Genomic DNA, 23,984 nt, shown 5'->3' with positions numbered 1-23,984 from the left:
ATTATGCCCTTGTTCTACAGAGAGTCGACAGTTGCTGAAAGTCGATGTCAGGACGTATTCGAAGATCATCTCGGAGATGTGTAGCTGAAACTGTTAAGTAAGCTAGACCGGAAATTCCGCCGTTACAATGGAACACGTACTTAGAATGGTACGTTGATCGAGAGCCGCAGTGTTTGTTTGTTGCGGAAGTAGGGTGGTATCGCGAGTTAACTCGTCCCTATACTATGGGGGCGAGTTTTTTGTGTTTAAAAAATGTATTTATTCTTATGAAAATTTCTTTATGGATGCAAAAAATTAGGAGGGAAAAGGAAGATGAATCAACAAGTTGATAAGAAAGTGTTTAATGTGGAGGATATTATTATTGCCAGCCATACCATTAAGGATGTTATTTCGCCAACTCCCCTGCAATACAATCACTTGTTGTCAGAACGATACGGCTGCCATGTCTACTTAAAACGAGAGGATTTACAAAGCGTTCGTTCCTTTAAAATCCGCGGGGCATATAATCGAATTAAGAAACTTAATGAAGATGAGTTAAAGAATGGAATTATTTGTGCAAGTGCAGGAAACCATGCGCAGGGGGTTGCTTATTCTTGCCATCTCTTAAATATTCATGGGAAAATCTTTATGCCAAGTACAACACCAAAACAAAAGGTAAAACAAGTTAAATTTTGGGGTAAAGATGATGTTGAGATTGTTTTGGTTGGGGATACCTTTGACGATGCTTATGAAAAAGCAAGGGAATGCAGTCAAGTGGAAAATCGGACATTTATTCACCCCTTTGATGATCCCGATGTGATTGCTGGACAAGGGACGGTTGCCGTTGAACTGCTCAATGATTGCCCTGAAAAAATTGACTATCTGTTTGCCGCAATTGGCGGAGGCGGGCTTTTGTCTGGGGTCGGCACGTATTTAAGGCACTATTCTCCAGAAACGCAATTAATTGGGGTCGAGCCACAAGGTGCACCTGGTATGAAGGAATCATTTTTAAAAGGGGAAGTTACCTCATTGAAAGAAATTGACCCGTTCGTAGATGGTGCTGCTGTGAAGACGGTGGGATCAATGACCTTTAGCATTTGCAAAGAAATCGTTGATGATATTCTTGTTGTTCCGGAAGGAAAGGTTTGCACAACATTATTATCGTTATACAATGAAAATGCCATCGTTGTGGAGCCGACTGGAGCCCTTTCTATAGCAGCCTTGGATATGTATGCAGATGAAATTAAGGGTAAAACGGTTGTTTGCATCGTCAGTGGCGGTAACAATGATATTGGTCGGATGCAGGAAATCAAAGAGCGCTCAAAAATTTATGAAGGACTGCAGCATTATTTTATTGTCCAATTCCCGCAACGTCCGGGTGCGTTACGTGAGTTTTTGGATGATGTCCTTGGACCAAACGATGATATTAGCCATTTTGAATATACGAAAAAGAATAATCGAGAAACAGGTCCAGCCTTGGTTGGAATTGAACTGAAGGATAAGGAAGACTACACACCATTGATTGAACGAATCAAAGCGAAGGGCTTTTTATATCGCGAAGTCAATAAAGATAGTACTCTGTTTCAAATGCTGGTTTAGTTCTAATGCTATTAAGAGGTCGAAACTCATCGGTTTCGACCTCTTTTTGTCATTTAATCTATACTAAAAGCAATTTCTTAACTGAATTTAAGTAATAGACTCTTAACAAATGATGCAATTACTGTATAATATTATTTGTCAATGATAGAAACAATCAAATAAGTAATGAACACTTAATTATTATATGGAACATGTCTTGAGGTAGATCTAGTTTCATATTAATAATTTAGTGTAGATTCAAAAGCGGAAAGAGAGTGTTCATAATGGGACGTAAGTGGAACAATATTAAAGAAAAGAAAGCTTCAAAGGATGCAAATACAAGCCGTATTTATGCGAAATTTGGGGTTGAAATCTATGTAGCTGCTAGACAGGGTGAACCAAATCCTGAATCGAATCAAGCTTTAAAATTTGTTTTAGAGCGTGCAAAAACATACAATGTACCAAAACACATTATTGACCGAGCAATTGAAAAAGCTAAGGGCGGTTCTGAGGAAAGCTATTCTGAACTTCGATATGAAGGCTTCGGTCCAAACGGGTCGATGGTTATTGTTGATGCCCTGACAAACAACGTGAACCGCACGGCTTCCGATGTACGTGCTGCATTTGGTAAAAACGGAGGAAACATGGGAGTAAGTGGATCAGTTGCTTATATGTTTGATGCAACCGCTGTTATCGGCGTCGAAGGAAAAACGGCGGACGATGTACTTGAATTGTTGATGGAAGCAGATGTTGACGTACGAGACATTATTGAAGAAGATGAGTCGGTAATTGTTTATGCTGAGCCAGAACAATTCCATGCCGTGCAGGAAGCATTCAAAAATGCGGGGATTACTGATTTTACTGTGGCTGAACTAACGATGCTTGCGCAAAATGAAATCGCCCTTCCTGAAGACGCACAAGCTAAATTCGAGAAAATGATTGATGTATTAGAAGACCTAGAAGACGTTCAACAAGTCTACCATAATGTCGATTTAGGTGAATAATAAACAAAAAGCGCAAGTGCCCGTTTAGCGGCGTATGGACTGGAGCGCTTCAACTGAGATAAAGGAAACACGGAGAGCGAAAGCGATTCGATGTTGACTTATCGTAGGGCGGAGAGCGAAGTCCACTAGCCTCTGGGCACTGGAGCTGGATTCAAAGAACTACTTAAATGTTATGAACTATATTATTTCCTAACAATAATGAAAGCAGACCTGAAAATAGGTCTGCTTCTTTTATTTAGTGGTGTCAGGCACTATTTTTGTAGCTATGATTACCGTTTAACAGCAGATAAAATAAAAATAGTTGAAATAATTGAAATGGAACCAATCCATTCGGCAGGGCCAAATGATACTTGGAGCCAGGCTACGGCTAAAAAAGCCGCTGACAATGGCTCGACACAAGCGAGAAGACTTGCTTCAGAAGCATTAATGTATTTCAGGCTTTCCATAAAACAAAAAAAGGCGATTAATGTTCCGAAAATAATCACAAAAACTACAGCTAGAAAGGACGTTAAGCTCCAATGGCCTTGAAACTTCCATGGAGGATGAATCAAGCTAAAGCCAATCCCACCGATCATCATTCCCCAGCCAACTGTAAGAAGCGACCCCCATTTATTCAACAAACTTCCAGGATAGAGTGTATAAAAAGCGAGTGCAAAAGCAGATAGAATTCCCCAAGTAAAGGCAGAGGATGAAATGGAGAGGGAATGGATATTCCCCTTCGTCACAAGTAGAAAGGTTCCGAAGATGGCTAATCCAATCGCAATTACTTCATGTATTTTAGGTAATTCCTTTGCACGAAAACTTAAATAACTGACAATTATCACTGGTGCCAGGTACTGCAAAACGGTTGCCGTTGCTGCATTTCCTTGTTCAATGGCAGTGAAATACGTATATTGTACGCCAAACATGCCAATTACACCAAAGATTACTAGACGGAAGATATCCTGTTTATTTCTCCAAATGGCCCAGATATTCTGTTTCCCCACCGTATGAGAAAAAAATAACAAGCCAAAACCTGAAAAAATCAGCCTGTTAACAACTAGCCAGTTGGTACTAAATCCTTGTTGATGAAATAAGTATTGAGCGACAGTTCCTGAAACACCCCAAAATGTCGCCGCAATCAGCACTAAAAAAATGCCTTTTATCCTTGGGGAGGACATTACTGCTACTTGCGAATTCATTTGATCCCTCCATTATGAAACAATACTAATATCTTAATTTTTTAAATGTAACAATGATTATAGCACTTTTTAGGAAACTAGTTTAAAAAACTTAAGGAAAAATCAATTTTAATCGAAGGATTATGGGAGCGAAGTAGCGAATAAAGAAAATATATGTAAGAAGTTGAGAGGAGAAGAGAATTTATGGTCTATAAGAAAGCTGGTCATGCAGATTTGATGGATCAAATAGTATGTGATTCCCAATTAGCTAAGGAAATCAAAAAGCACCCACGATTCGGCAAACCCATTCCATCCCTTATATTTTCTGGGGATGTCTATTCCAATTTCCTCAACACAGATAGCGATGCTGGTTATCTCCCGCCATTTGTAATTTTACAAAAGGAAATCAGACATAAGATTTCTAAAGCCATAACATTAAAAGAACTTGAATCCGCTGAATTTGAAATAATGAACTTGATAGATGCCATTAATGAAAGAATCCTGAAATATAACTCGATTTGTCCTCCAAAGATGAAAAAAGGAAAAATTGATTTTGACAATATTGAAAATCAATTTAAAATTTGGGAATAAAAATATAAACATTACCAAACTTACTGGTACAAGACGTCTTTTCGCTTTATCCCTTTAAAGTATGATATTATTCTAATAATACGTTAGGGAAAGGATGTATAAGATGTCATTGGAAAGTGTGAAGGCCCATTTTAAACAATGGGATCGTGATGGAGATGTAATGGAATTTGATACCTCGAGTGCCACAGTGGAACAGGCTGCCGAGACCATTGGAGTAGCTTCAGCTCGAATTGCGAAAACTTTATCTTTTAGAGGGAGCGAGGAAAAAGCTATTTTAATTGTTGCTGCAGGTGATGCAAAAATTGATAATAAGAAGTTTCGTCATCAATTCGGATTCAAAGCAAGGATGCTCTCACCAGATGAAGTTCTCGAACAAACTGGTCATGCCATTGGCGGTGTTTGTCCGTTTGGGCTGAATAATGAGCTTGAAGTCTATTTGGATGTATCAATGCAGCGTTTCGAGACAGTTTTCCCCGCTTGTGGCAGCACGAACTCTGCAATCGAATTAACGAAAGATGAATTATATCAGTATTCATTTGCTAAAGAATGGATTGATGTTTGCAAAGGGTGGGGACAAGACGAAGAGCAAGCAAAAGTAAGTCAGCAAATCGAGGCTTAACGGTAACCTTAGGAAGCGTATGATGCCCTTATAAAAAATTCAATAAAGGACCGGGCAAATTTGCCCGGTCTTCCTTATTAAACCCAATTACTTTACGCTTTCGCCATTATCATAATTAAATAGCCATTCAATTCCAAACTTATCTTTTAGGGAGCCGTAGCATTTGCTCCAGAATGTTTCTTGAAGCTCCTATCTCCCAATCAGGCTATTATAAATAATTTTGTAACTGCGGGAATACAATTTACAATAATCATATTTTGAATTTTTCAGTTTGAAAGAGGGTATTGGGTGATGAAATTCAAAATACATCGATGTAATTGTCGAAAGCTTTGGTCTGTTCAAACCAGAAAAACTAAGTTTACCGCATGTTCCGTTCTTCTAGATGGCAGTTGGAGTACAGAATTAAAGCCCGAAAGGAAATATAACCCAAAAGGATTTGTTACGACACATGGAAAACAAGATATCATTGTAAACCCATCAATAGAAGTCGTTGAGAAATTTGAAAAAATAGCAAAACTCATCTATGACAAAAAAAATGTTAATTTCAACGTGAACGAAGGGGAATCTTTATTTTTTGCCGAAGATGGAACTTGTTATATTCTTAAAAAGTTAATGAATTGAAGGAAACCTAATACTCCAAATGCTTTTGAACAAAATCCCCAATTTCGTCAATCGCCTGTTGACCTTCTGGAATAGCAAACGTTTGAAAAACATGCCACATTTCATCCCATACTTTAAAAGTAACTTCGACACCCGCTGCCTGGGCACGAGATGCATTAGGTGAAAGCCAAGGATCCGCATCCGCCCTTGTTTCCATTGATTCTCCTGTACCTTCCATATCTGTCCATGGAGACAAGAGCACTGCCAAGGCAGGCAAGGATTCATCCTCATCTTTTAATGATAATAGGATTGTTAGCGTGTACATATATGTATTTCTCTATAGATTCTTCAATTCCTCCATTATTTCGCAACGATTTTATGAACAAAGACCCCCGCATCAAAAGGGAGGATGCGGGGGTCCTTGTCATACCTTATCTTGGTGTGATTGGTTTCACTGAAATAGCAGGGGAGCTAGTCGAAATTATGCAACCTTCTAAATGATCGGGATTTAATAAGCCTAGGTTAAGAGCGGCTTTGATTTTTACATCATCTGGTTTTTTCACCACTTGGATGAGATCATTCATCTGTAATTCTTCTAATCTTTTAATGGTTTCAACCTCGTCATATTTTTCTGTTTTTCGTATTTGCCGTTGAAGCTTATAGCCACTTATGGTAATTTCTCCTTTATGATTAGATCCTACTAGATTATTAAAGTAATTTTGAAAGGCATCCTTTAATTCATTCATTTCCATTTCTATTTCTTTTTTCTGTTTATTCAGCTCGTAATACTTAACCAACATTTCTCCTGTAATCAAGTTCCCCATGTCCCCGCCTCCTGTTGCGAACGTATATTCCTATTTTATGTTTTCCTCTTCAAAAAAATGACCTATTCACCTAAAGCTGTGAAGAATATCTTTTGACAGTTTTTTGATGATTGTAGTTTTATCTGTCTTGGTGTCAGGCACCAGCGAAAAATGTGTGGAAAGAAAAAACATTTGCTTTCTTCTGTAGATAATGGCAAGCTATATTATGATTAAAAACTTTAATGGAAAGTACAAATAGGTGATTAAGATGATTGAGATTAAGACTTCGAAGCTTAGTGATGGGGAATTAAATAGAGGGGTATTTGCGACTCGTGATATTGCAAAAGGTGAGCTGATCCATGAAGCACCCGTTATTCCTTATCCTAATGAGGAGCATGTTCATATAGAGAAAACACTGCTTGCTGATTATGCATTTGAATATGGGATTAACCACACCGCACTTCTTTTAGGATACGGGATGTTGTTTAACCATTCTTATGAGCCCAATGCTACATATGAAATTAACTTCCCGAATCACACATTTGATTTTTACGCGTACAAGGATATCAAAGCAGGGGAAGAAATCCTTATTAACTATAATGGTGAAGAGGATAATAATGATCCACTTTGGTTTAATAAAGATGAATCCGAAAGTGAATAAATGAAAAAAGGATAGATTAAGGCAGGTTATCTGCTTTATCTGTCCTTTTTTCTTTGCAAAAAAAATCACTCAGTCATAAAAAGTCGTACAGTGGAATCCAAATAGAAAATTAAGTTACTTAACCAAAGTATTTATGAAGGAATAATCATAGGACTTTAGAAATAATATGTCATAGGGCATGTTTATTTTTACCACTGAGATTGCCAGTAGGCCTCTATTTCCAATATAAAGGCAATCCCAAGGAAACCAAAAAAGGGGTGAAAGCTTGAAAAGGATTTTTGGTTTGGGATTATTTATTTTAATGATTGGTTTATTGAGTGCCTGTAATGATGATGACACATCGAAAGAACCGTCTAGTAAACCAGCAAGTGAAACCGCTAGCACGATTGCAGGGGATGACATCTTTCAAAAAAGCTGTATTACATGCCATAGTTCAGGTGACATTACTGGTGGTCAAGTAAAACTGGATTCAACGAAAATTCATGCCGATTTTCAAAAGAAAGAGGATCTTTATAGTTTTGTTGAAAAGAAAATGCCTAAGTCCGCTCCAGGTTCATTATCAAAAGAACAATATGATGCCGTTGTTAATTATTTATGGGATCAAAAGGAATAGTAAATGAAGGAAGATAGTAGTCCGGAGGAACCTCCGGGCCATTTTTTATTCTCTCTTGAATTGGTTCGTTTCAATTAATTGAAATATCTGGTATTATAAGAAGGGTCACTAAATCTACCTCATCCATTACCAGCAATTATGCAAAATTGGATGGAGCGAAGGATATTTATAATATTGCCTCACAGCTAGTGATATCCCTTTGGCAATATTTGTTGCCATAGTGTAAATAAGATGCAGATTCGTGGAAAGGAGAGAGCATTCCAATCGTGGATCATTTTCCAGGACAACCCCCATAATGCTGCAATCTCCCATCGGAGGAAGTTTTTTTCCTAACCCCGCCCCAGGCAACAATGAACCGTTACGAACAACAATAGTGTTAACGATTCTTTCAGACCCTAGAACACTATCAATGGCAATGACAAAACTTTTTTGGGGCAGGGTCCGAGAAACCTGTGGGATAAGCGTTTGTGCATCTAAGGGAGATTCAAGGTTTCCGATTACTGATAAGTGTTTGGGGTATAGATTATGTAGTAAGGTACCCACAAATGGACCTAGACTGTCACCACTTATGACATTTGAACCAATCCCTATTACGTAAATATGTTCTGTGCCTTCCGGAATGAGAGAATGTAAGCTGTCTCGAATGAAAAGTGGTGCTAGCCTATCATTAAAAGGAATAATTCTTTCAGACAAAGCGTGCCTTACGTCTAAAGAAACGTTCATGTCTATTTACCCCCAAGCAAAATTATTCTACAGAGTTGAACAAACGACCAAATATCGTGGTTCAATAATAATGTTTTAATATTCTGCATTTACTTAAGATATTCCTTCTGTAATATTGTGAATTTCACTCAATCTCGTAGATTAATAAACTGATCTTAACTAGGAGGAAATAAAAATTGATTATCCAAAAAGCAACTATTAATGATCTCGAATCGTTGACGGTATTGTTTGATTTATATCGGGTATTTTATGAGCAAACGTCCGACTTAGAGGGCGCACGAGAGTTTTTAAAAGCTAGAATAATGAACGACGAATCCGTTGTGTTTATGGCTGTTGATGGAGAACATCCCGTTGGTTTTGTTCAGTTATATCCATCCTTTTCTTCTGTTAGCATGGTGCGATCATGGGTATTAAATGATTTATATGTAAAGGAACAATTCCGCGGAAAAGGTGCTGGGGAAAAATTAATACATAAGGCGATTTTGTTTGCAGAGGAAACAGGAGCAAAAGGGATTTTGCTTGAGACAGGTAAGGAAAATAGTACAGCCCAACGTCTTTATGAAAAAATTGGTTTTGAAAGGGAATCGAATTATTTTTATTATTTCTCTATTTGAAAAAATAAGTTAGGTGTTTGTTATCTCCAAAAGTATTACTAATATTCGTTATTTTTTCGAATTTCTTTCATATTATGAAGCATGTAATCTGCTAATCTGAGAGTAAAGTAATGTAAGGAGATGATCATTCATGAAAAATTTAGCCGAAGCAAATGGTGTTTTGACCGGAAAAGTGTATATGGTTGAAATGAAAGATGGGGAAATCAGTTCCTTTCGAATAATGGGCGAATCATCCACCCACTATATTTTCTCTTATTCCACTAACGAAACGGTAGAGGTTTTTGAAAAAGCAAAAAATGAAGTCATCGGCATTTTTGAGGTTCGGGAATGGTGGGACACGAAAGGGAGCGAATAAGATAATAGCTAACCCCAATTCCGTATGGAAAAGGGGGTTGTTAGTTTTTTACCTATTAATGAGTTCATCTAAATGTTTCATAATAGCCTCACGATTACCAGCTATACGCTCTTCTCTAATCTGATCGTTTTTTAATTTTTCGAGGGACTTTTCCAATACAGCTTGTTCGACCATTTGTGGAATGACCACGACGCCGTCCGCGTCCCCAACAATGATATCGCCTGGATATACTGTCATTCCGCCGCATGAAATCGGGATATTAATCTCTCCAACTCCTGCTTTACCACTTGCTGCAACGGTAGTGCCCCTCGAGAAGACGGGGAAGTTCAAGCCCTTGATTCCAACAATATCACGAATGACACCATCAACTACGATGCCACCGACTCCAAGTGTTTGAGCCATGCCAATAACAAAATCACCAGCAATGGCACGATATGGATCTCCTTTAGCATCAATAACTAAAATATCCCCTGGTTTTGACGCACGGATTGCCTTTAGGACGGCAAGATTATCACCGACAGGAATCTTCACCGTTAAAGCTCTTCCAGTAAGCTTATATTCTTCTTTTAGAGGTTTAATCGCAGGGTGGAGGTTATTTAAGCCATCCATCGCATCGGATACACAGGTTGTAGGAAGGTCATAGAATTTTTTTACCAGTTGGTCCATAGGAAATCTCCTCTCATTTTTTAATCTCCTTACCGCCATTATAGCTCGGGTAGCTGCACTTTGCCCATTTTTTTCCACAAAAAAAAGAAAGTGGCCGATTACCACTTTCTAAAGAAGGAAAACTTTTATGGGTTAATACATGATATGTAAAACCTTGGACGTGCATGTAGTAAACATGTCCATATGGAAAAAATATTTTTAATAATTTAAGCCTATTTTTTTAAAAAGGACTAACAAATTTTTTGAATAAGCTCAATGTTGTTATTTCTCGGTGAGTTTACTAAGGAGGATACTTCGTAAGTCTCCATTAAGTTTTCATCAAAGGGGATAAGTAGTTTTTTTAAATCATTGGTATCAGAGACGGATGGATCCAGCCATGTTTTTTCATCGTCTGGCTTCAAAATAACGGGCATCCGATCATGAATATCTTTCATTAGTTCATTGGGTTCGGTTGTTATCACAGAACAAGTATAGAGAGTTTTTCCTTCAGGTGATTTCCAAGACTCCCAAATGCCTGCCATGGCAAACAGATCATCGGATTTTAGTTTAATTCGCATCGGGGTTTTACTTTTATCTTCATGTCGTTTCCATTCATAAAAACTATCGGCAACGACTAAGCAACGCTTCTTTTTGAAGGCTGTTCGGAAGCTTGGCTTTTCCGATAATGTTTCTGCTCGGGCATTAATCATCTTATGGCAAATGGATGCATCCTTTGCCCAGGGCGGGACCAAGCCCCATTTTAAAAATCCCATCCGATTTGACTTGCCGTCGTTAATCACGGCAAGGACGGCCTGAGATGGAGCAATATTATAACTCGGAGCATAATTTTCTTCTTCAAGAAAAGATATAATATCGAAACGATCAATGATTTCCTCGAACGTAGCTGTTAACGTGAATCTGCCGCACATACTATTTTCACCTCAAGATTTTGGTTACGTCTATTGTAACAAACATCATGGACAAAATCCTTTTAATACGAAACTCTAAATATGACGTAAAGTAAAAAAAAGGAGACCCCCGAAATTGGATTGGAGGTCTCCTTACTGAAATCAATGGGATCTGCGAGCAAAATCTACAAACCGAAATTTATCAGGCCGATGCCTTGATTCCGTATATTGAAAGAGGGTGGCATCATCTAAATAAACATAGTTTTTTATGACGACTACATTGTGAAAACCTTCAAGGTCTAATAGGGACCGATCCTCGAATGAAGGTTCTTCCACGACAATTTCTTTTTTGGCAAAACTAATGGTAAGGTTTAATTGATTTTCAATATATTGGTAAATGGAATCCGCACAAATTTCTTCTGTTAGGGAAGGAACATGCTTTTTAGATAAAAAATCTTTATCTAAAATGATTTTCTCCCCGCCCATTTCCCTTGTACGAACTACCTTCCATACCAGGTCCTTACTTCCCAGTTGTAGCTGCTGCCTGACAAAACCATCGGGTTTGATTAACGAGAGCTCGTTCACAATCGTTTTTGGTTTACTGCCCATTTTATTTGCCAGTTCTTTAAAACTAACCAGCCCCGAAACAGGAAAATCAAATTTGCTGATGTCGATCACGATCGAACCTTTTCCTCTAACTTTTTGGATATAGCCATTTTGCGAAAGCAAATTTAACGCCTTTCTAATCGTTTCTCTCGATGTATCGAATTGATCTTTTAATTCGTTCTCAGAGGGAAGAAGCGTTTGTGGCGGAATTTCTCCACTTTTTATTTGCTCGACAATAATGTTGTAGATCGTTAGGTACTTGTTCGTCATTATGACATCTCCGTTCATCTTTTCAGGTAATACACAATCGATTCATATGGCCGCAAGGAGATTTCCGGGCCATTTGGTGTCGAATCCTCATAATTAGAGAGTAACATCTCACTATCATACTCATCAAGATGTAAATCAGCAGGGAGAACGAATGCTTTCTCTTTATCGTAAAAATTGTTGATCACTAGTAATTTTTCAGAGCCACTTGTTCTAACATATGCAAATATAGCATCATCTTCATTAGAAATAGGGAGATATTTTCCATCTGTAATCACATCATACTTTTTTCGTATTTGTATAAGTTTTTGATAGTGGAAAAAGATAGAGTCTGAATCTTTAAGTGCCTGCTCCGCATTGATTTCCTGGAAATTACTTGCCGTTTGAATCCAAGAAGTCCCGCTTGTGAAGCCTGCGTTTTCATTTGCATTCCATTGGACTGGCGTTCTTGAATTGTCACGGGATTTTTGTTTTAGGATGTCAATAATCTCATGTTGGTCCATACCCTCATTTTTCTTGATGTTAAAAATATTTAAGGACTCTACATCTCGATATTCATCAATGGAGTTGAAGTTAGGATTGGTCATCCCAAATTCTTCGCCCTGATAAATATAAGGGGTTCCCTGCATCATATGAAGGGTGGTGGCCAGCATTTTAGCCGATTCTTTATGATATTTTTGATCATCGCCGAAACGGGACACGACTCGTGGCTGGTCATGATTACACCAGAAGAGGGCATTCCAGCCGCCGCCTTGATTCATTCCAACCTGCCAATTAGATAAAATCTGTTTTAAGGTATGAAAATCAAAGTCCGCTTTAGTCCATTTATCACCATTGGGATAGTCGACTTTTAAATGATGGAAGCTAAATGTCATGTTTAATTCTTCTTGGGTTGGGTTCGTGTATTTAATGCAGTTATCAATTGATGTAGATGACATTTCACCGACCGTCATAATATCGTATTTTGAAAAAACTTGTTCGTTCATTTCATGTAAAAATTCATGGATTCTTGGTCCATCGGTATAAAATTTCCGGCCGTCGCTGTCATCCTGAGGGAAATTCTGGTCTTTGGAAATTAAATTGATAACATCGAGACGGAAGCCATCCACACCTTTTTTTAACCAAAAGTGCATCATTTCGTATAAAGCTGCACGGACCTTTTCATTTTCCCAGTTTAAATCTGCTTGGGTCACATCGAATAAATGTAAGTAATACTGTTCAGTTGTCTCATCATATTCCCATGCCGAACCACCAAATTTAGATTCCCAGTTTGTCGGCGTCTCACCGTGCTTGCCGTCCTTCCAGATGTAGAAGTCACGGTAAGGATTATCTCGAGAGGTGCGTGCTTGTTTAAACCATTCATGTTCTGTTGATGTGTGATTAATAACAATATCCATGATGATTTTTAAGCCGCGTTTGTGTGCTTCTGCTAGTAACCTATCAAAGTCATCCATCGTTCCATAATCTTCATGAATTGCGTAGTAATCGCTGATATCATAACCATTATCTCTTTGAGGAGATTTATAGATGGGAGTAAGCCAAAGGACTTCTACACCGAGTTCTTTTAGATAGTCTAATTTTTCAATAATGCCTTGAATATCTCCAGTTCCATTTCCAGTCGTATCATGAAAGCTTTTTGGATAGATTTGATAGACGACTGCTTTTTTCCACCATTCATTTGACATTTCAAACACCTGCCTATTTTCGATTAAGTAATTTAATGGAGAAAAGGAGGGAGCATGTCTCCCTCCTAAATATGTGATTTAGCTTTTATTTTTTAAAAGAAAATTTATTCATGCGTGTTTTAGCAAAAACAATTGTTAGTAGGAATGGAACGACAATGGCTACAACCATTGATATGGCAAACATCGTCATGTGCTGACCTTGGATGGAAAGGAAGCCTGGTAGACCACCGACACCGATTGAGTTAGCCATAACGTGGCTACCAACGGAGACAACACCTGCAATCATGGAACCAATCATCGCAGCAAGGAATGGGAAGCCATACTTTAAGTTAATCCCGAACATTGCTGGCTCTGTTACTCCAAGGTAACAAGAGATGGCTGCTGGAATCGATACTTGTTTTTCTTCTTCATTTTTACGATTGATAAAGATCATCGCAAGTACAGCTGAACCTTGGGCAATATTAGATAGTGCAATCATTGGCCATAGGTTTGTTCCGCCAAGTTCACTCATTAATTGTAAGTCAATCGCATTCGTCATGTGGTGCAACCCTGTAATAACAAGTGGTGCATATGCGAACCCGAAGATTGCCGCAAATACCCAGCCAAATGAAGAGGTTAAGCTTGAATACACTACATGAGAAATTCCAGAACCGATGCTCCAGCCGATAGGGCCTAAAACAGTATGAGCGATTAAAACAGTAGGAATTAACGCTAAGAATGGAACGACAATCATGGAAATGGAATTTGGAACAATTTTACGTAATCTAGTTTCTAAGAAAGCAAGCACTAATCCAGCTAAAATTGCAGGAATTACTTGTGCTTGGTAACCAATCATTTCAATTTTTGCAAAACCGAAATCCCAGACAGGAATATCCTTTGCACCTGCTACAGCATAGGCATTAAGCAATTGCGGAGAAACGAGGGTAATACCAAGGACGATACCTAGGATTTGTGAGCCGCCCATTTTTTTCGTAACCGACCAGGTAATTCCGACTGGAAGGAAGTGGAATACTGCTTCACCAATCAACCATAGGAAGGAATGAACACCTGCCCAGAACTGTGAAACCTCGATGATGGACTTTGTTCCATTATCAAGTAATTTGATATCACCGATGATGTTTCTAAAGCCGAGGATTAAACCTCCGACAACTAGTGCAGGAATTAATGGGGTAAAGATTTCGGCTAGGTGGGCCATCATTCGTTGCAGCCAGTTCATATTCTGTTTGGCTGCTTCTTTTGCTTCTTCTTTAGAAGTTCCATCCACACCAGCAATTTTTACAAATTCATTATAAAAGCTAGATACTTCATTCCCAATGATGACTTGGAATTGTCCGGCTTGGGTAAATGTACCTTTTACAAGCTTAATGGACTCGATTTCTTTAATATCCGCTTTGCTTGGATCGTTTAAAACGAACCGCATTCTTGTAACACAATGGGTAACGGCTGCAATGTTTTCTTTACCGCCAATGTGTTTTAATAGATCATTTGAAGGATCTGTGTACTTCGTCATTTGTCTTTCCCCCTGTTTGAATGGGCATGTCCCCAGTTTCTATCCTCTATTTTTTTATCACTCTATATACAGTCAATGGGTACGTTTTCATAAACGATCGTTGCTTGTATATACAAGTTATGATTACGATTTCATTCTAACTTGTATATACAGGTATGTCAACAAGGAAAAATTTTATTTTTATAACATTGCAGAAACTTTTACACTTTAAAGGAATAATGATTGAAAGAAAATTTTGAAAATGGTAATATAAAGATGTTTAAATTCTTCTGAGTTTAGACCTCCTAATTAAGGACTTGGCCTAGACCACCAAGTTCTCATTTGGACCTTTGATTTTATTTCAAAGGTCCTTTTTTTTATAAAAATCTTCCTTACTGGGTATTTTGGTAATAAAAGAAAAAAGTAGGAGGCAAACTGCCTTGGAATTTCAAACAATAAATCAATGGGATGAAAAACTTTGGAAACAGGTGAGTCCTATTTACCATCAAGCTTTCGATGGGAAAGGAGCGAAGCCGGAGAAGATCATTCGGAATATGTTTCAGAAACAGCTTTGTTTCCTACATATAGGAGTTGAAGAAGGTCAAATAGTGGCGATGGCATTGACCGGGAAGTTGGAAGGAGCGCAGGGACTGCTAATTGATTATTTGGCTGTCCACCACAAATGGCAGCATCGTGGGATAGGCATGAAAATGATGAAGTATATTCAAGAATGGTCAATGACCAAAGGAAATATGAAAAGTCTGTTGATTGAAGTTGAATCCGAAGAAACGCCTGAGACACTTTCAAGGAATCGTTTTTGGAAAAAGTGCGGTTTTACCTTAACTGATTACATACATGATTACAAATGGGTGCCCGAATCTTACCGAGCTATGTTTTTGAATATGGTGCCTGACACCAACTTGCCTGAAAAGGGTGAGGAACTGTTTAAGTTAATTGAAAAGTTTCATAAGGCATCTTATCAGGGATCAGAAGTCGGAGGAAATAAAAATTAATTTTTAGGAAAAGCAGGTCTTGTTGCGGTAAGTGGAGTAAATAATATTGATGTTAATCAAAAGGGAGTGTTATAAATGAAGGGTCAAGCGACACCATACTTAATGTTCGATGGAAATGCAAAAGAGGCATTAGAGTACTACCGTGAAGTATTCGGCGGCGAAATATCAAATCTTCAAACCTATGGTGAGGCAGACTATCCGACACCGCCAGAGGCGCATGATCGTGTAATCCATGCTCAATTTAAAAAGGATGATCTTTTCCTAATGGCCTCAGACGCGTTTCCGGGGAATTCTGTCATAGTAGGGAGTAATATTTCATTAACACTGGAATTCGAAAGCGAAGATGAAATCCGTGGGATATATGATACTCTTAGTCAAAAAGGAACGGTTTATATGGAGCTGCAAGATACTTTTTGGGGAGCAAAATATGCGAAGGTAAAAGATGCCTTTGGTGTAATTTGGGATCTTAATTATACAAAAGCCTAATTTTATTTAGAGGGAAAGGAGGCAGGTGTTTTTCGGCCTCCTTTTTTACATATAAAGTCCCGCCAAGAAAATTCCCAGTGATTTTTGATAGATCTCATCAAATTGTGACAATGGAAGTGGATTTATTCCTCGGCCGAGTTCAATCGTAAATCCTGGTCGTTTCCAATCTTGAATAAACCAATCCTTGCAACCGGCATAGCTCTCGATCGTTTTGATAGGCTCGTAACCACTTACTCGGCTAAATTCTTTCACAATGTCCTCTGATTCAGGAGGTTCAAGATTTTCAAAACCCCAGTAGATGACCTCACCTTGTGTATGAAAGGCTAGAACTCTTACAAAATCTCGTTTTTTTATTAGTTTCGCCATTGCCATTGCTTCAGGCTCTGATAAAGGTTTTTCACCGACAAAATCTCTTGGTCCAGGCTCAGTCTGATTCCTTGCCTTTTCTAATTCCCATCTAGCCGGGAATTGGTCATTTAGGTCAACCCCTCGAATATTAGCTTTCCAGTCCGTAAAATCTGTACTGCCCTTATTGAAATCAACCACTCTTTTATTCCAATTTTCGATTTCTGGGGGGCCATGTAGAACGAGGTCTACTCCATCTGGATTTACCATTGGGACAATAGATAAAATGCTTTGTTGGTAAAGTGGAAACATGGGTAGTCCACGGATCAGATTATGATTTGTCAGGGCTAATAAATAATCATTTAAAAAGGTCATGATGATTGATGTGGTTATCCATTCATTGGCATGAAATGATCCATTATAATGAACTCTTTTTTCACCCGTTCCGATGATGATCTCTGGAATTTTTTTCCCAAGAACTGTCTTACCAATCACAGGTATCTGCATAAACGGATAAACCTCTAATAATCTCTTGATATCATTCATCAATTTGATGTAATCATAACTTTGGCCACTATCCACTAATCTCCAAGTGATCCTAGTTGGAACCTTAATGGTTTGACCTACATTTAGATTTTTTTCATCCAGGTTAGGATTAACCAAAGTAATAGCCTCTAGGGGAAGAGATCTGCGTTGACCAATACTCCATAGGGTATCGCCAGGGCGAATCTGATAATCCTGGGCAGCAAAGCCTGGTAATCGTACACGTTGGCCTTCAGAAAGATTATTATGATCGACATTTCTGTTCGAATCAATTAATAGCTGCAAATTTATATGAAACATCTGGCTGTAATGCCATAATGAATCTCCTTTTCTAACGACAACCTCCATAAATACCCTCCTGCAGTAAAAAATAGTATTAATAATATCTATGCTATAGGGAATAAAATATTAGTTAGAATTAGAGTGTTTTCCACCATTTACCAGTTTCCGATGTATTAAACAATTCACCCTTAGTCCAAAAATCTCTGCTTCCATTTTGGCAAAGGGAGGATACAACTTTCTTCTTTTCCAAACCATTTATAACGATTCTTAGCAACTATGTCGTAAAGGAAATCCCTGAAAAGTGGAGGGAGGAAGCGGAACATCGATAATATGCGCCAAGCCCCGCCTAATTGACTGCAGACACGAAGAGCAGCACTTGATTTTATATAGACCTTTTCTTTTTCAATTAGGACGAAACTATTTAGGTCATAGTTTAAGCTATGCTTTTTTAATAATCTTTGGCCAGTCTCACCTTGGAGTGAGGCAAATTTAAAATAGCCCGAGGTGTCTCGTTTTATTATAAATTTCACACTGTTATTACACAGATTGCAAACCCCATCAAATAAGATAATACGGTCCACCATTCCACCACCTTCACAACTAAGTTTGTGTTGTAATTTAGTTTAGCATAATTTCATCCTGGGACAGTTTTGTAAGCACTTGGGAATTCGGAAAGTGTACATTGGAGACGGACAAACTATGAGAAGTGTCCACGAACGGTGCCTGACACCACAGATGACACCAAAGTAGTGACACTAAAAATGGACTCCAAAAAAATTTGAGAGAAGTATGGAAAGTTCATTTATTTTTACTGTATTTGTGGTACCATGGAGTGTGTTCGACTATTTCTGTATAGTAAACTAGAAAATTAGGTTTTTATTTATTAAGGGAGGAATTTGATTGAAAAGTTTAATAAAAAAAGCTCCCTATTTACTATTTTTGCTTGTGATTCCTCTTCTAGCCAAAATTTATGAATTATTAAATTCCCGTTCACATAGAGCTGTCGATATTAGTACGTCAATTGACCAAGCGATCCCGTTTTTGTCGATCTTTATCATTCCATATATCCTTTGGTATGCTTACATTTTTTGTTATTTAATCTACTTTTGTTATAAGGACACAAAAGTATACCTTAAAACGTTAATTTTAATTGTTGTAGCAGAACTGATTTGTTTTGTTATTTATTTCTTTTTTCAAACCACAGTCCCAAGACCAACTATTGAAGGTAATAATATCTTTAATCATCTTGTTTTGTGGATTTATGCAAATGATCGCCCGTTTAATTGTTTTCCGAGTATCCATGTACTTACCACATTTGTTATAATGCTTGCTTCACTTCATATTAAAAACAAACATCTAATTAACAATGTTTGTATCCATGTTGTCGGGACTTTGATTATCATTTCAACCCTATTTGTTAAACAGCATGTCATATTTGATATGATTGGTTCGATGTTCCTTGTTACTTTCCTATACGGAATTGCGTTTGAATTATTGTCATTTACTCGAAAAACGGAAACTGCTTATGTAAAAGAAAAATAGTTTAATAAAAAGAGTGTCTCTAGACACTCTGTTTTTTGTTTTAAAAGCTTGTTTACAAATAAGCTATAGAAAAAATAAACCAGTTAAGTCAAATGGATTGTTTTAATATGTTGAAGATTAATAAAGACTGGATCTTCTTTTGCACCGATTAATTCCACGAAATTATCCTTAATCCCTTTTACCTTTCCGATAACATTTTCATTCTCCCCGATATTAAAGACGATCAATTCTCCAGTTAGTTTTTCAATTTGAACCTCAAACGATCTGGCAAAGGTGATATTGCTCGGATTTACTGGCAGATTTGCGTTGCTTAGACCGTATGGACGTTGATTATTTGTGTATGGAATTAACCATTTTAAATGGTTAAGAGATATAAACATGGTTTTATATATTGGCGAGTAGAAAACAAAATAATTATTCATAATACTTATGATATAACCATGTAGTGCTTGATTGCTTGTTACATATATTTCTGTAAAAATACCTTTAGCAGCTGTCAGAGTTTTTCTTAGTGAAATTTCTTCGTTATTATTATAAATGGGTGTTGGTTCGTCATTAAGGGTAATTTCATCAATTTCTTTAATTTCATCATGTTTTAAATACCGCCAATTTTGGCAATGAATAACAGGGATGTACAGGTAGTCATATCCATTAAAAACGACCAATAAATCGCTGCCTACATCAATCAGTACTCCACTAATGAATTTCTTTCCCGAAATCTCAAGTCTGATATATTTTCCAATATTATCTTTCAACTTCATTTTTTCACATCCTTTCCTAGGTAATCCCATTTTACAAATAGAGGAGGGCTGATATCACTAACTACTTATAACATGTATACATGATTAGAACTGCCCAACTCATATTTGTATGGTTTTTGGGGATTTTAACAGGGGCAATATGAAGGAATGGTCTTATATATATTTTCACTATTACGATGAGATTTCATTAATTCAATCTTGATGTTCGATTGTTTCTGTTTGGCCATCCGGAAAACGGGAAAGGTATTTTGCTGTCAGTTTTAATTGGTTCACCGGAAAAACGAAGAACTCTTTGCTCTTTCTCCTTTTGTTTCCATACATTCTGATTGTTGCTATTATTGTTCATATCATTTGGTTTATTATCTTCTGTTTTCTTAGTTGCTTGGTTTTGTGTAGTTGTTGATTTAACTACTTTCTCTGCTTCTTCTTGTTTTTTTGTTGATTTTGTTTCATTCTGTAGTAATTTATACGGCGGAGCAGGCTGATTTTCTGTATTTTGTATAGAAACTACTTCTTTTACTTGTTTCATTTCCTTCGATTGTTCGCTAGATATTGATTTGGTCGACTTAGCTTCTTCACACTTGTTATCTTTAGTGCTCATATCATTTGACTTTTTCATTTCAATGGAATTTTTGGACGATTCTTTTTCGTCTGTTTGAGATTTCTTAATCTTAAAGTTATTTGGAACGAGCTCATCCCTGGTTTTAACCATTGTTGCTTCAATTTTTATTGGTTGTGACCAAACCATTGTATTGTTAGGTTCAACCACTTCTTCTTTAACGGTCTCTTCTTTTTTCTTAGCAGACTTTTCTTTACTATTCGAATTTTTTTGTTTCTTTTTTTGGGATTCCTCTTTATCACCAGAAGAAGAAGAGTGATTCTTTGAATCCTTTTTATCACCGGAAGAGGATGAATGATTCTTTGAGTCCTTTTTATCACCGGAAGAGGAAGAATGATTCTTTGAGTCCTTTTTATCACCGGAAGAAGAATGATTCTTTGAGTCCTTCTTATCACCGGAGGAAGATGAATGATTCTTTGAGTCATCTTTATCACCGGAAGAAGATGAACGATCCTTTGATTCTTTTTTATTATCAGAATCTTTATTATTATTTTCGTTTTTATTTGATGAAGACGTCTTCACAGCCTCTTCTTTAATAATACCTTTGAGGATGTTGGACACATGTGTTAATTTTATTAAGATCCGTTCATCACCGTTAATTAAAGTAACAAAGTCTGTATCAATTTCGCTTAAAACACCAGTAAATCTTTGTTTGTTGATAGTCAATATCGTTACCCAAGTATGTTGAAAGGAAAGGAGTAAATCTGTTAAACTCTGTGTTTTTAGAAATTTTGCCGTTGTTTTCTCAGGTTGAAACTCTCTTGTATTTTTTGTGATTGCTTGAATTTTATCAATGTTATAATAAAAAATGTATTTATTTTCGGTTTCCAGCACTACATGGTCTGCCTCAACACCAATTAGTTTTCCTTTAAATACTTCTTCACCTACATAAAGATTTACACTAAAGCCTTTTAATAAATCCAATGCAGCTGAAAATTTATCTATCCCCATGTTTAATCCTCCTTAAAGAGATAATGGGTCGCTCCTCTAGTGGAGAAGCGACAAATTTTTATTCGTGATCCTTATTTATCATTGTTCTTTTTACTGCTGTTCTTACTACTGCTGTCCTTACTACTGCTGTCCTTGCTACTGCTGTTCTTACTACTGTTATCTTTGTTATCATCGTCTTTATCGTCGTTCTTGTGGTCGTTGTCATTACCATTAGATTCATTGGAATCATCTTTTTGTGAATTATCCACTTTCAGTCCGTAGCTTATGTTTCGAATGTGTTTCATTGAGACACGGACAACTTCTTCTTTAACAATCAGTGAAGCAAAATGTTTGTTTACCTCGCTTAGTACGCCTTCAAATGATTCAGGACCGCCACGATTAATTTTCACCCATTGAAATCTTATTTTTCTTAAAAGCTTCACAAAGTTTTCGGCCGTTTTAAAATCAAGTTTATTTGGGACCTTCAATCCAAACTTCATATCATCTTTTGAACTTTCTGTGATACTTCTGACATGATTTGTCTTATAATATACGACTCCATCGTGTTCAGTTAAGATGGCAAAGAAGTCTTCAAATACTGCCAGTAATTTACCACTTCTTGATTCTGGACCACCCCGGTCAACCTTAATTATTTTGCCAACAAATTGTTCCATCATTTCTCTATCCATAAAAGAATTATCCTCCTTTAAATTAAATAAACATTTACACTGCATCTATATGTATCACGGGATGATGTTGTACTAATAAAGGAGCCTTTTTTTACTGAATTGGGTAAAAATAGGCAAAAAAAAGGTATATGATTAGATTCATATACCTCTTATCTATACGAATAATGCTAATTCTTCTTTAAGGTAAGAGCTTCTTTTTTTAATAAAATTAAAATAAACCTTTTTTTCTTGTTCTAATGTTGCTGCGTTTGAACTAATAAAGGGATCTAGACTCATGTGTGGTTTTAAATAATCAAATAATTTATTGATAATTGGTTTTTGGACGTCCAGAGTGAAGTCGTTTTCCAAAATACTTGAAAGTATTTCTTTATATTGTTTTCTAAAGTGGTTAAAGTGGAAAAGTCTTGCTGAAAGTGTGTTAAATCCTGTTAATGGTACATAATCATAATCAAGTTTTCTGCCATGGAGGTTTCTACCCCATGTCCCATCATAATCCCAAGGAGTAATTTCATATAGTCCGGTTTTACCATTTTTATATAATGCATAATTATGGATAAACCCGTCATAATTTTGGACACAAACAGCTCCAGCGACCCATCTGAAATATTTCTCGACATCCAATACATGTGGGATTTCTTTTTCAAAATCTTGATTGTTTAGAGCATTAATCATCGCGATAAGGTTTTTTAAATCAAGGATATCTTCTTTATCACCATATTTTAATGTATATCCCTGGTCTAATCGTTTTTTCATTTCCTTTTTCTTAGTTAATAAGGAGAAATTGGCTCGATTATTGGTGGCATAAATAATCGGACCATCCGGCAATTTTCTTTTTTCAAGAAGATATTGATCAAAAGATTCAATCTCTAAATAGATGCCCTTACTATATCCATTGATATTCAGCAGAACATGCCGGGAGTGGGGAGATATGACTCCGATTCGATCAAAAAAATCCAGCGATAATTTGTTTCTACTTAATGATACATCTGAAAATTCTGCATTAAGATGAATTTCATGTGCACCATTGACCTTGTACGGATTTTGAAAGACAATTCGATAAGATTTTTTTTTCTTATCCCTTATTACATTGCCTCGATAGGAAATTTTTACATTAAAACGATCTTCTCCTATCTTTAATACTGCAGGGACTAATTCATCATTCCAAATGTCTTTATCCAATTTTTTTAACCACTTCGGATTAATCAAAATTTCATATTTTAACACTTGAATTCTCCTAAATAACATTTTTTTTAGATATATGCATTCTCTTGGGTGGTTGTGTATAGAAACTCTAAAAAATATGGTTTAAAAATATATGATTGTCTATGTCAAATGGATAAAATCATCATAAATTGAAATAGAAAAGAAAAATTTGTTAAGAAAGTGGTGGAATAATGGTACTAAAGCTTGATATTGAACAATTACTTTCACAAGCTAAAGAAAATGGTGTAGTTGGGTTTCTAGATAATAATCCTGTTGGTAAAAAGGGAGGTAACAATAAGTCAAGTTCAGACAGTTCAGGATCTACTGGCAGTGGTAAAAGCGGTAGCAGCAAAAGCAGCAGTGGCAGCTCTGGCAGTGGCAAAAGCGGCAGTGGTAGCTCTGGCAAAAGCGGAAGCGGTAGCTCTGGTAGCGGAAGCAGCGGTAGCTCTGGTAGCGGAAGCAGCGGTAGCTCTGGTAGCGGAAAAAAACCAAAAGGCCCTAAAGGACATAAAGGCCCTAAAGGTAGCAAGGGTAGCAGTGGTAGCGGAAGCAGCGGAAGCTCAGGAAGCTCAGGTAGCTCAGGCAGCAAAGGCAGCGGTAGCTCTGGCAAAAGTGGAAGCGGAAGTTCAGGTAGCTCAGGTAGCTCAGGTAGCTCAGGTAGCTCAGGCAGC

28 protein-coding genes, 1 pseudogene and 1 other annotated feature (1 of these 30 running past the window's edge) are annotated in these 23,984 nt (G+C 37.1%); of the genes and pseudogenes, 13 read left to right on the top strand and 16 right to left on the bottom strand.

Annotation, left to right across the window (positions count from 1 at the left end; all coding sequences use genetic code 11):
• Positions 1-222: a binding site (T-box leader), on the top strand (it extends 25 nt beyond the left edge of the window).
• 90 nt (positions 223-312) lie between these two features.
• The gene (gene ilvA, locus J7E63_RS24050) at positions 313-1,578 is read left to right on the top strand and encodes a threonine ammonia-lyase IlvA (protein WP_215017169.1); all 1,266 of its coding nucleotides are present in this window, start codon (positions 313-315) and stop codon (positions 1,576-1,578) included.
• A 263-nt stretch (positions 1,579-1,841) separates the two neighbouring features.
• A complete protein-coding gene (locus J7E63_RS24045) occupies positions 1,842-2,561 on the top strand; it encodes a YebC/PmpR family DNA-binding transcriptional regulator (RefSeq protein ID WP_215017167.1) in 720 nt (239 codons plus the stop codon).
• A 269-nt stretch (positions 2,562-2,830) separates the two neighbouring features.
• On the opposite strand, the gene J7E63_RS24040 is transcribed toward J7E63_RS24045, so the two are convergent.
• Positions 2,831-3,742: a DMT family transporter gene (locus tag J7E63_RS24040; protein ID WP_215017165.1), complete on the bottom strand. Its 912-nt coding sequence runs from the start codon at positions 3,740-3,742 to the stop codon at positions 2,831-2,833.
• A gap of 183 nt (positions 3,743-3,925) precedes the next feature.
• Between J7E63_RS24040 and J7E63_RS24035 the strand changes: the two genes are divergently transcribed.
• Together J7E63_RS24035 and J7E63_RS24030 are read left to right on the top strand one after the other, a co-directional pair.
• Positions 3,926-4,312 (top strand): hypothetical protein, encoded by a 387-nt coding sequence (locus J7E63_RS24035; RefSeq protein WP_215017163.1) that lies wholly within the window; start codon positions 3,926-3,928, stop codon positions 4,310-4,312.
• A gap of 103 nt (positions 4,313-4,415) precedes the next feature.
• Entirely contained in the window at positions 4,416-4,931 is a 516-nt protein-coding gene (locus J7E63_RS24030) for a YbaK/EbsC family protein (protein WP_215017161.1), read from the top strand.
• Between the two features lie 87 nt (positions 4,932-5,018).
• Here J7E63_RS24030 and J7E63_RS29815 read toward each other — a convergent pair.
• Positions 5,019-5,120: pseudogene (locus J7E63_RS29815) on the bottom strand (VOC family protein); the annotation flags it as partial.
• A gap of 102 nt (positions 5,121-5,222) precedes the next feature.
• On the opposite strand from J7E63_RS29815, the gene J7E63_RS24025 reads away from it, so the two are divergent.
• Positions 5,223-5,552: a hypothetical protein gene (locus J7E63_RS24025; RefSeq protein ID WP_215017232.1), complete on the top strand. Its 330-nt coding sequence runs from the start codon at positions 5,223-5,225 to the stop codon at positions 5,550-5,552.
• 7 nt (positions 5,553-5,559) lie between these two features.
• Here J7E63_RS24025 and J7E63_RS24020 read toward each other — a convergent pair whose 3' ends face one another.
• Positions 5,560-5,856 carry an alpha/beta hydrolase gene (locus J7E63_RS24020; RefSeq protein WP_215017159.1) on the bottom strand — a complete coding sequence of 99 codons (297 nt, stop codon included), beginning with the start codon at positions 5,854-5,856 and terminating at the stop codon, positions 5,560-5,562.
• A gap of 106 nt (positions 5,857-5,962) precedes the next feature.
• A complete protein-coding gene (locus tag J7E63_RS24015; RefSeq protein ID WP_215017157.1) occupies positions 5,963-6,355 on the bottom strand; it encodes a hypothetical protein in 393 nt (130 codons plus the stop codon).
• A gap of 247 nt (positions 6,356-6,602) precedes the next feature.
• Here J7E63_RS24015 and J7E63_RS24010 point away from each other — a divergent pair, with 247 nt between their 5' ends.
• Positions 6,603-6,995: an SET domain-containing protein gene (locus tag J7E63_RS24010; protein ID WP_142292176.1), complete on the top strand. Its 393-nt coding sequence runs from the start codon at positions 6,603-6,605 to the stop codon at positions 6,993-6,995.
• A gap of 265 nt (positions 6,996-7,260) precedes the next feature.
• Positions 7,261-7,608: a c-type cytochrome gene (locus tag J7E63_RS24005; RefSeq protein ID WP_215017155.1), complete on the top strand. Its 348-nt coding sequence runs from the start codon at positions 7,261-7,263 to the stop codon at positions 7,606-7,608.
• A gap of 126 nt (positions 7,609-7,734) precedes the next feature.
• Here J7E63_RS24005 and yyaC read toward each other — a convergent pair whose 3' ends face one another.
• On the bottom strand, positions 7,735-8,331 hold the full coding sequence (gene yyaC / locus J7E63_RS24000) for a spore protease YyaC (RefSeq protein ID WP_215017153.1): 597 nt from the start codon (positions 8,329-8,331) through the stop codon (positions 7,735-7,737).
• A gap of 176 nt (positions 8,332-8,507) precedes the next feature.
• Between yyaC and J7E63_RS23995 the strand changes: the two genes are divergently transcribed.
• Both J7E63_RS23995 and J7E63_RS23990 read left to right on the top strand, forming a co-directional pair.
• Positions 8,508-8,945: a GNAT family N-acetyltransferase gene (locus tag J7E63_RS23995; protein WP_215017151.1), complete on the top strand. Its 438-nt coding sequence runs from the start codon at positions 8,508-8,510 to the stop codon at positions 8,943-8,945.
• A 130-nt stretch (positions 8,946-9,075) separates the two neighbouring features.
• Positions 9,076-9,300, top strand: a complete 225-nt coding sequence (locus J7E63_RS23990) for a BRCT domain-containing protein (RefSeq protein WP_215017149.1) — start codon at positions 9,076-9,078, stop codon at positions 9,298-9,300.
• Between the two features lie 48 nt (positions 9,301-9,348).
• On the opposite strand, the gene J7E63_RS23985 is transcribed toward J7E63_RS23990, so the two are convergent.
• From J7E63_RS23985 to treP, 5 genes are all read right to left on the bottom strand, one after another.
• On the bottom strand, positions 9,349-9,966 hold the full coding sequence (locus tag J7E63_RS23985) for an RraA family protein (protein ID WP_215017147.1): 618 nt from the start codon (positions 9,964-9,966) through the stop codon (positions 9,349-9,351).
• A gap of 230 nt (positions 9,967-10,196) precedes the next feature.
• Positions 10,197-10,874 carry an SOS response-associated peptidase gene (locus J7E63_RS23980; protein WP_215017145.1) on the bottom strand — a complete coding sequence of 226 codons (678 nt, stop codon included), beginning with the start codon at positions 10,872-10,874 and terminating at the stop codon, positions 10,197-10,199.
• Between the two features lie 141 nt (positions 10,875-11,015).
• On the bottom strand, positions 11,016-11,729 hold the full coding sequence (gene treR, locus J7E63_RS23975) for a trehalose operon repressor (RefSeq protein ID WP_215017143.1): 714 nt from the start codon (positions 11,727-11,729) through the stop codon (positions 11,016-11,018).
• 14 nt (positions 11,730-11,743) lie between these two features.
• Positions 11,744-13,411 carry an alpha,alpha-phosphotrehalase gene (gene treC / locus J7E63_RS23970; protein ID WP_215017141.1) on the bottom strand — a complete coding sequence of 556 codons (1,668 nt, stop codon included), beginning with the start codon at positions 13,409-13,411 and terminating at the stop codon, positions 11,744-11,746.
• Between the two features lie 85 nt (positions 13,412-13,496).
• The gene (gene treP, locus J7E63_RS23965) at positions 13,497-14,921 is read right to left on the bottom strand and encodes a PTS system trehalose-specific EIIBC component (RefSeq protein WP_168244124.1); all 1,425 of its coding nucleotides are present in this window, start codon (positions 14,919-14,921) and stop codon (positions 13,497-13,499) included.
• 419 nt (positions 14,922-15,340) lie between these two features.
• Here treP and J7E63_RS23960 point away from each other — a divergent pair, with 419 nt between their 5' ends.
• Entirely contained in the window at positions 15,341-15,913 is a 573-nt protein-coding gene (locus J7E63_RS23960) for a GNAT family N-acetyltransferase (protein ID WP_215017139.1), read from the top strand.
• A 75-nt stretch (positions 15,914-15,988) separates the two neighbouring features.
• Complete coding sequence (locus tag J7E63_RS23955) at positions 15,989-16,399, top strand: VOC family protein (protein WP_215017137.1); 411 nt, start codon at positions 15,989-15,991, stop codon at positions 16,397-16,399.
• A gap of 45 nt (positions 16,400-16,444) precedes the next feature.
• Here the strand turns inward: J7E63_RS23955 and J7E63_RS23950 are convergent, their stop codons facing one another.
• Both J7E63_RS23950 and J7E63_RS23945 read right to left on the bottom strand, forming a co-directional pair.
• Entirely contained in the window at positions 16,445-17,635 is a 1,191-nt protein-coding gene (locus J7E63_RS23950; RefSeq protein ID WP_215017135.1) for a M14 family metallopeptidase, read from the bottom strand.
• A gap of 122 nt (positions 17,636-17,757) precedes the next feature.
• The gene (locus J7E63_RS23945; protein ID WP_215017230.1) at positions 17,758-18,150 is read right to left on the bottom strand and encodes a thiol-disulfide oxidoreductase DCC family protein; all 393 of its coding nucleotides are present in this window, start codon (positions 18,148-18,150) and stop codon (positions 17,758-17,760) included.
• Positions 18,151-18,469: 319 nt separating this feature from the next.
• Here J7E63_RS23945 and J7E63_RS23940 point away from each other — a divergent pair, with 319 nt between their 5' ends.
• Entirely contained in the window at positions 18,470-19,111 is a 642-nt protein-coding gene (locus tag J7E63_RS23940; protein ID WP_215017132.1) for a phosphatase PAP2 family protein, read from the top strand.
• Between the two features lie 83 nt (positions 19,112-19,194).
• On the opposite strand, the gene J7E63_RS23935 is transcribed toward J7E63_RS23940, so the two are convergent.
• From J7E63_RS23935 to J7E63_RS23920, 4 genes are all read right to left on the bottom strand, one after another.
• Positions 19,195-19,872, bottom strand: a complete 678-nt coding sequence (locus J7E63_RS23935; RefSeq protein ID WP_215017130.1) for a DUF2642 domain-containing protein — start codon at positions 19,870-19,872, stop codon at positions 19,195-19,197.
• A gap of 187 nt (positions 19,873-20,059) precedes the next feature.
• A complete protein-coding gene (locus tag J7E63_RS23930) occupies positions 20,060-21,442 on the bottom strand; it encodes a hypothetical protein (protein ID WP_215017128.1) in 1,383 nt (460 codons plus the stop codon).
• 71 nt (positions 21,443-21,513) lie between these two features.
• Positions 21,514-22,110: a hypothetical protein gene (locus J7E63_RS23925; protein ID WP_215017126.1), complete on the bottom strand. Its 597-nt coding sequence runs from the start codon at positions 22,108-22,110 to the stop codon at positions 21,514-21,516.
• Between the two features lie 153 nt (positions 22,111-22,263).
• Positions 22,264-23,334 (bottom strand): CotH kinase family protein, encoded by a 1,071-nt coding sequence (locus tag J7E63_RS23920; RefSeq protein ID WP_215017124.1) that lies wholly within the window; start codon positions 23,332-23,334, stop codon positions 22,264-22,266.
• A gap of 309 nt (positions 23,335-23,643) precedes the next feature.
• Between J7E63_RS23920 and J7E63_RS23915 the strand changes: the two genes are divergently transcribed.
• Positions 23,644-23,984: hypothetical protein (locus tag J7E63_RS23915; RefSeq protein ID WP_215017122.1), on the top strand; the 341-nt coding region annotated here is incomplete at its 3' end.

It is taken from the genome of Bacillus sp. ISL-75, from assembly GCF_018613095.1.
The sequence above is the reverse complement of the archived record's forward strand: the minus strand, read 5'-3'. Positions and strand labels throughout refer to the sequence as shown.

What these genes read in the sequence shown, in the direction of transcription:
- ilvA (WP_215017169.1), top strand. Translation starts at nt 313, where the DNA reads ATGAATCAACAAGTTGATAAGAAAGTGTTTAATGTGGAGGATATTATT.
- J7E63_RS23950 (WP_215017135.1), bottom strand. Translation starts at nt 17,635, where the DNA reads ATGGAGGTTGTCGTTAGAAAAGGAGATTCATTATGGCATTACAGCCAG.
- J7E63_RS24020 (WP_215017159.1), bottom strand. Translation starts at nt 5,856, where the DNA reads ATGTACACGCTAACAATCCTATTATCATTAAAAGATGAGGATGAATCC.
- J7E63_RS24030 (WP_215017161.1), top strand. Translation starts at nt 4,416, where the DNA reads ATGTCATTGGAAAGTGTGAAGGCCCATTTTAAACAATGGGATCGTGAT.
- yyaC (WP_215017153.1), bottom strand. Translation starts at nt 8,331, where the DNA reads ATGAACGTTTCTTTAGACGTAAGGCACGCTTTGTCTGAAAGAATTATT.
- treR (WP_215017143.1), bottom strand. Translation starts at nt 11,729, where the DNA reads ATGACGAACAAGTACCTAACGATCTACAACATTATTGTCGAGCAAATA.
- J7E63_RS24015 (WP_215017157.1), bottom strand. Translation starts at nt 6,355, where the DNA reads ATGGGGAACTTGATTACAGGAGAAATGTTGGTTAAGTATTACGAGCTG.
- J7E63_RS23935 (WP_215017130.1), bottom strand. Translation starts at nt 19,872, where the DNA reads ATGAAGTTGAAAGATAATATTGGAAAATATATCAGACTTGAGATTTCG.
- J7E63_RS23930 (WP_215017128.1), bottom strand. Translation starts at nt 21,442, where the DNA reads ATGGGGATAGATAAATTTTCAGCTGCATTGGATTTATTAAAAGGCTTT.
- J7E63_RS24035 (WP_215017163.1), top strand. Translation starts at nt 3,926, where the DNA reads ATGGTCTATAAGAAAGCTGGTCATGCAGATTTGATGGATCAAATAGTA.
- J7E63_RS24040 (WP_215017165.1), bottom strand. Translation starts at nt 3,742, where the DNA reads ATGAATTCGCAAGTAGCAGTAATGTCCTCCCCAAGGATAAAAGGCATT.
- J7E63_RS23955 (WP_215017137.1), top strand. Translation starts at nt 15,989, where the DNA reads ATGAAGGGTCAAGCGACACCATACTTAATGTTCGATGGAAATGCAAAA.
- J7E63_RS23985 (WP_215017147.1), bottom strand. Translation starts at nt 9,966, where the DNA reads ATGGACCAACTGGTAAAAAAATTCTATGACCTTCCTACAACCTGTGTA.
- J7E63_RS23980 (WP_215017145.1), bottom strand. Translation starts at nt 10,874, where the DNA reads ATGTGCGGCAGATTCACGTTAACAGCTACGTTCGAGGAAATCATTGAT.
- J7E63_RS23925 (WP_215017126.1), bottom strand. Translation starts at nt 22,110, where the DNA reads ATGGATAGAGAAATGATGGAACAATTTGTTGGCAAAATAATTAAGGTT.
- J7E63_RS24010 (WP_142292176.1), top strand. Translation starts at nt 6,603, where the DNA reads ATGATTGAGATTAAGACTTCGAAGCTTAGTGATGGGGAATTAAATAGA.
- J7E63_RS24025 (WP_215017232.1), top strand. Translation starts at nt 5,223, where the DNA reads ATGAAATTCAAAATACATCGATGTAATTGTCGAAAGCTTTGGTCTGTT.
- treP (WP_168244124.1), bottom strand. Translation starts at nt 14,921, where the DNA reads ATGACGAAGTACACAGATCCTTCAAATGATCTATTAAAACACATTGGC.
- treC (WP_215017141.1), bottom strand. Translation starts at nt 13,411, where the DNA reads ATGTCAAATGAATGGTGGAAAAAAGCAGTCGTCTATCAAATCTATCCA.
- J7E63_RS24045 (WP_215017167.1), top strand. Translation starts at nt 1,842, where the DNA reads ATGGGACGTAAGTGGAACAATATTAAAGAAAAGAAAGCTTCAAAGGAT.
- J7E63_RS23990 (WP_215017149.1), top strand. Translation starts at nt 9,076, where the DNA reads ATGAAAAATTTAGCCGAAGCAAATGGTGTTTTGACCGGAAAAGTGTAT.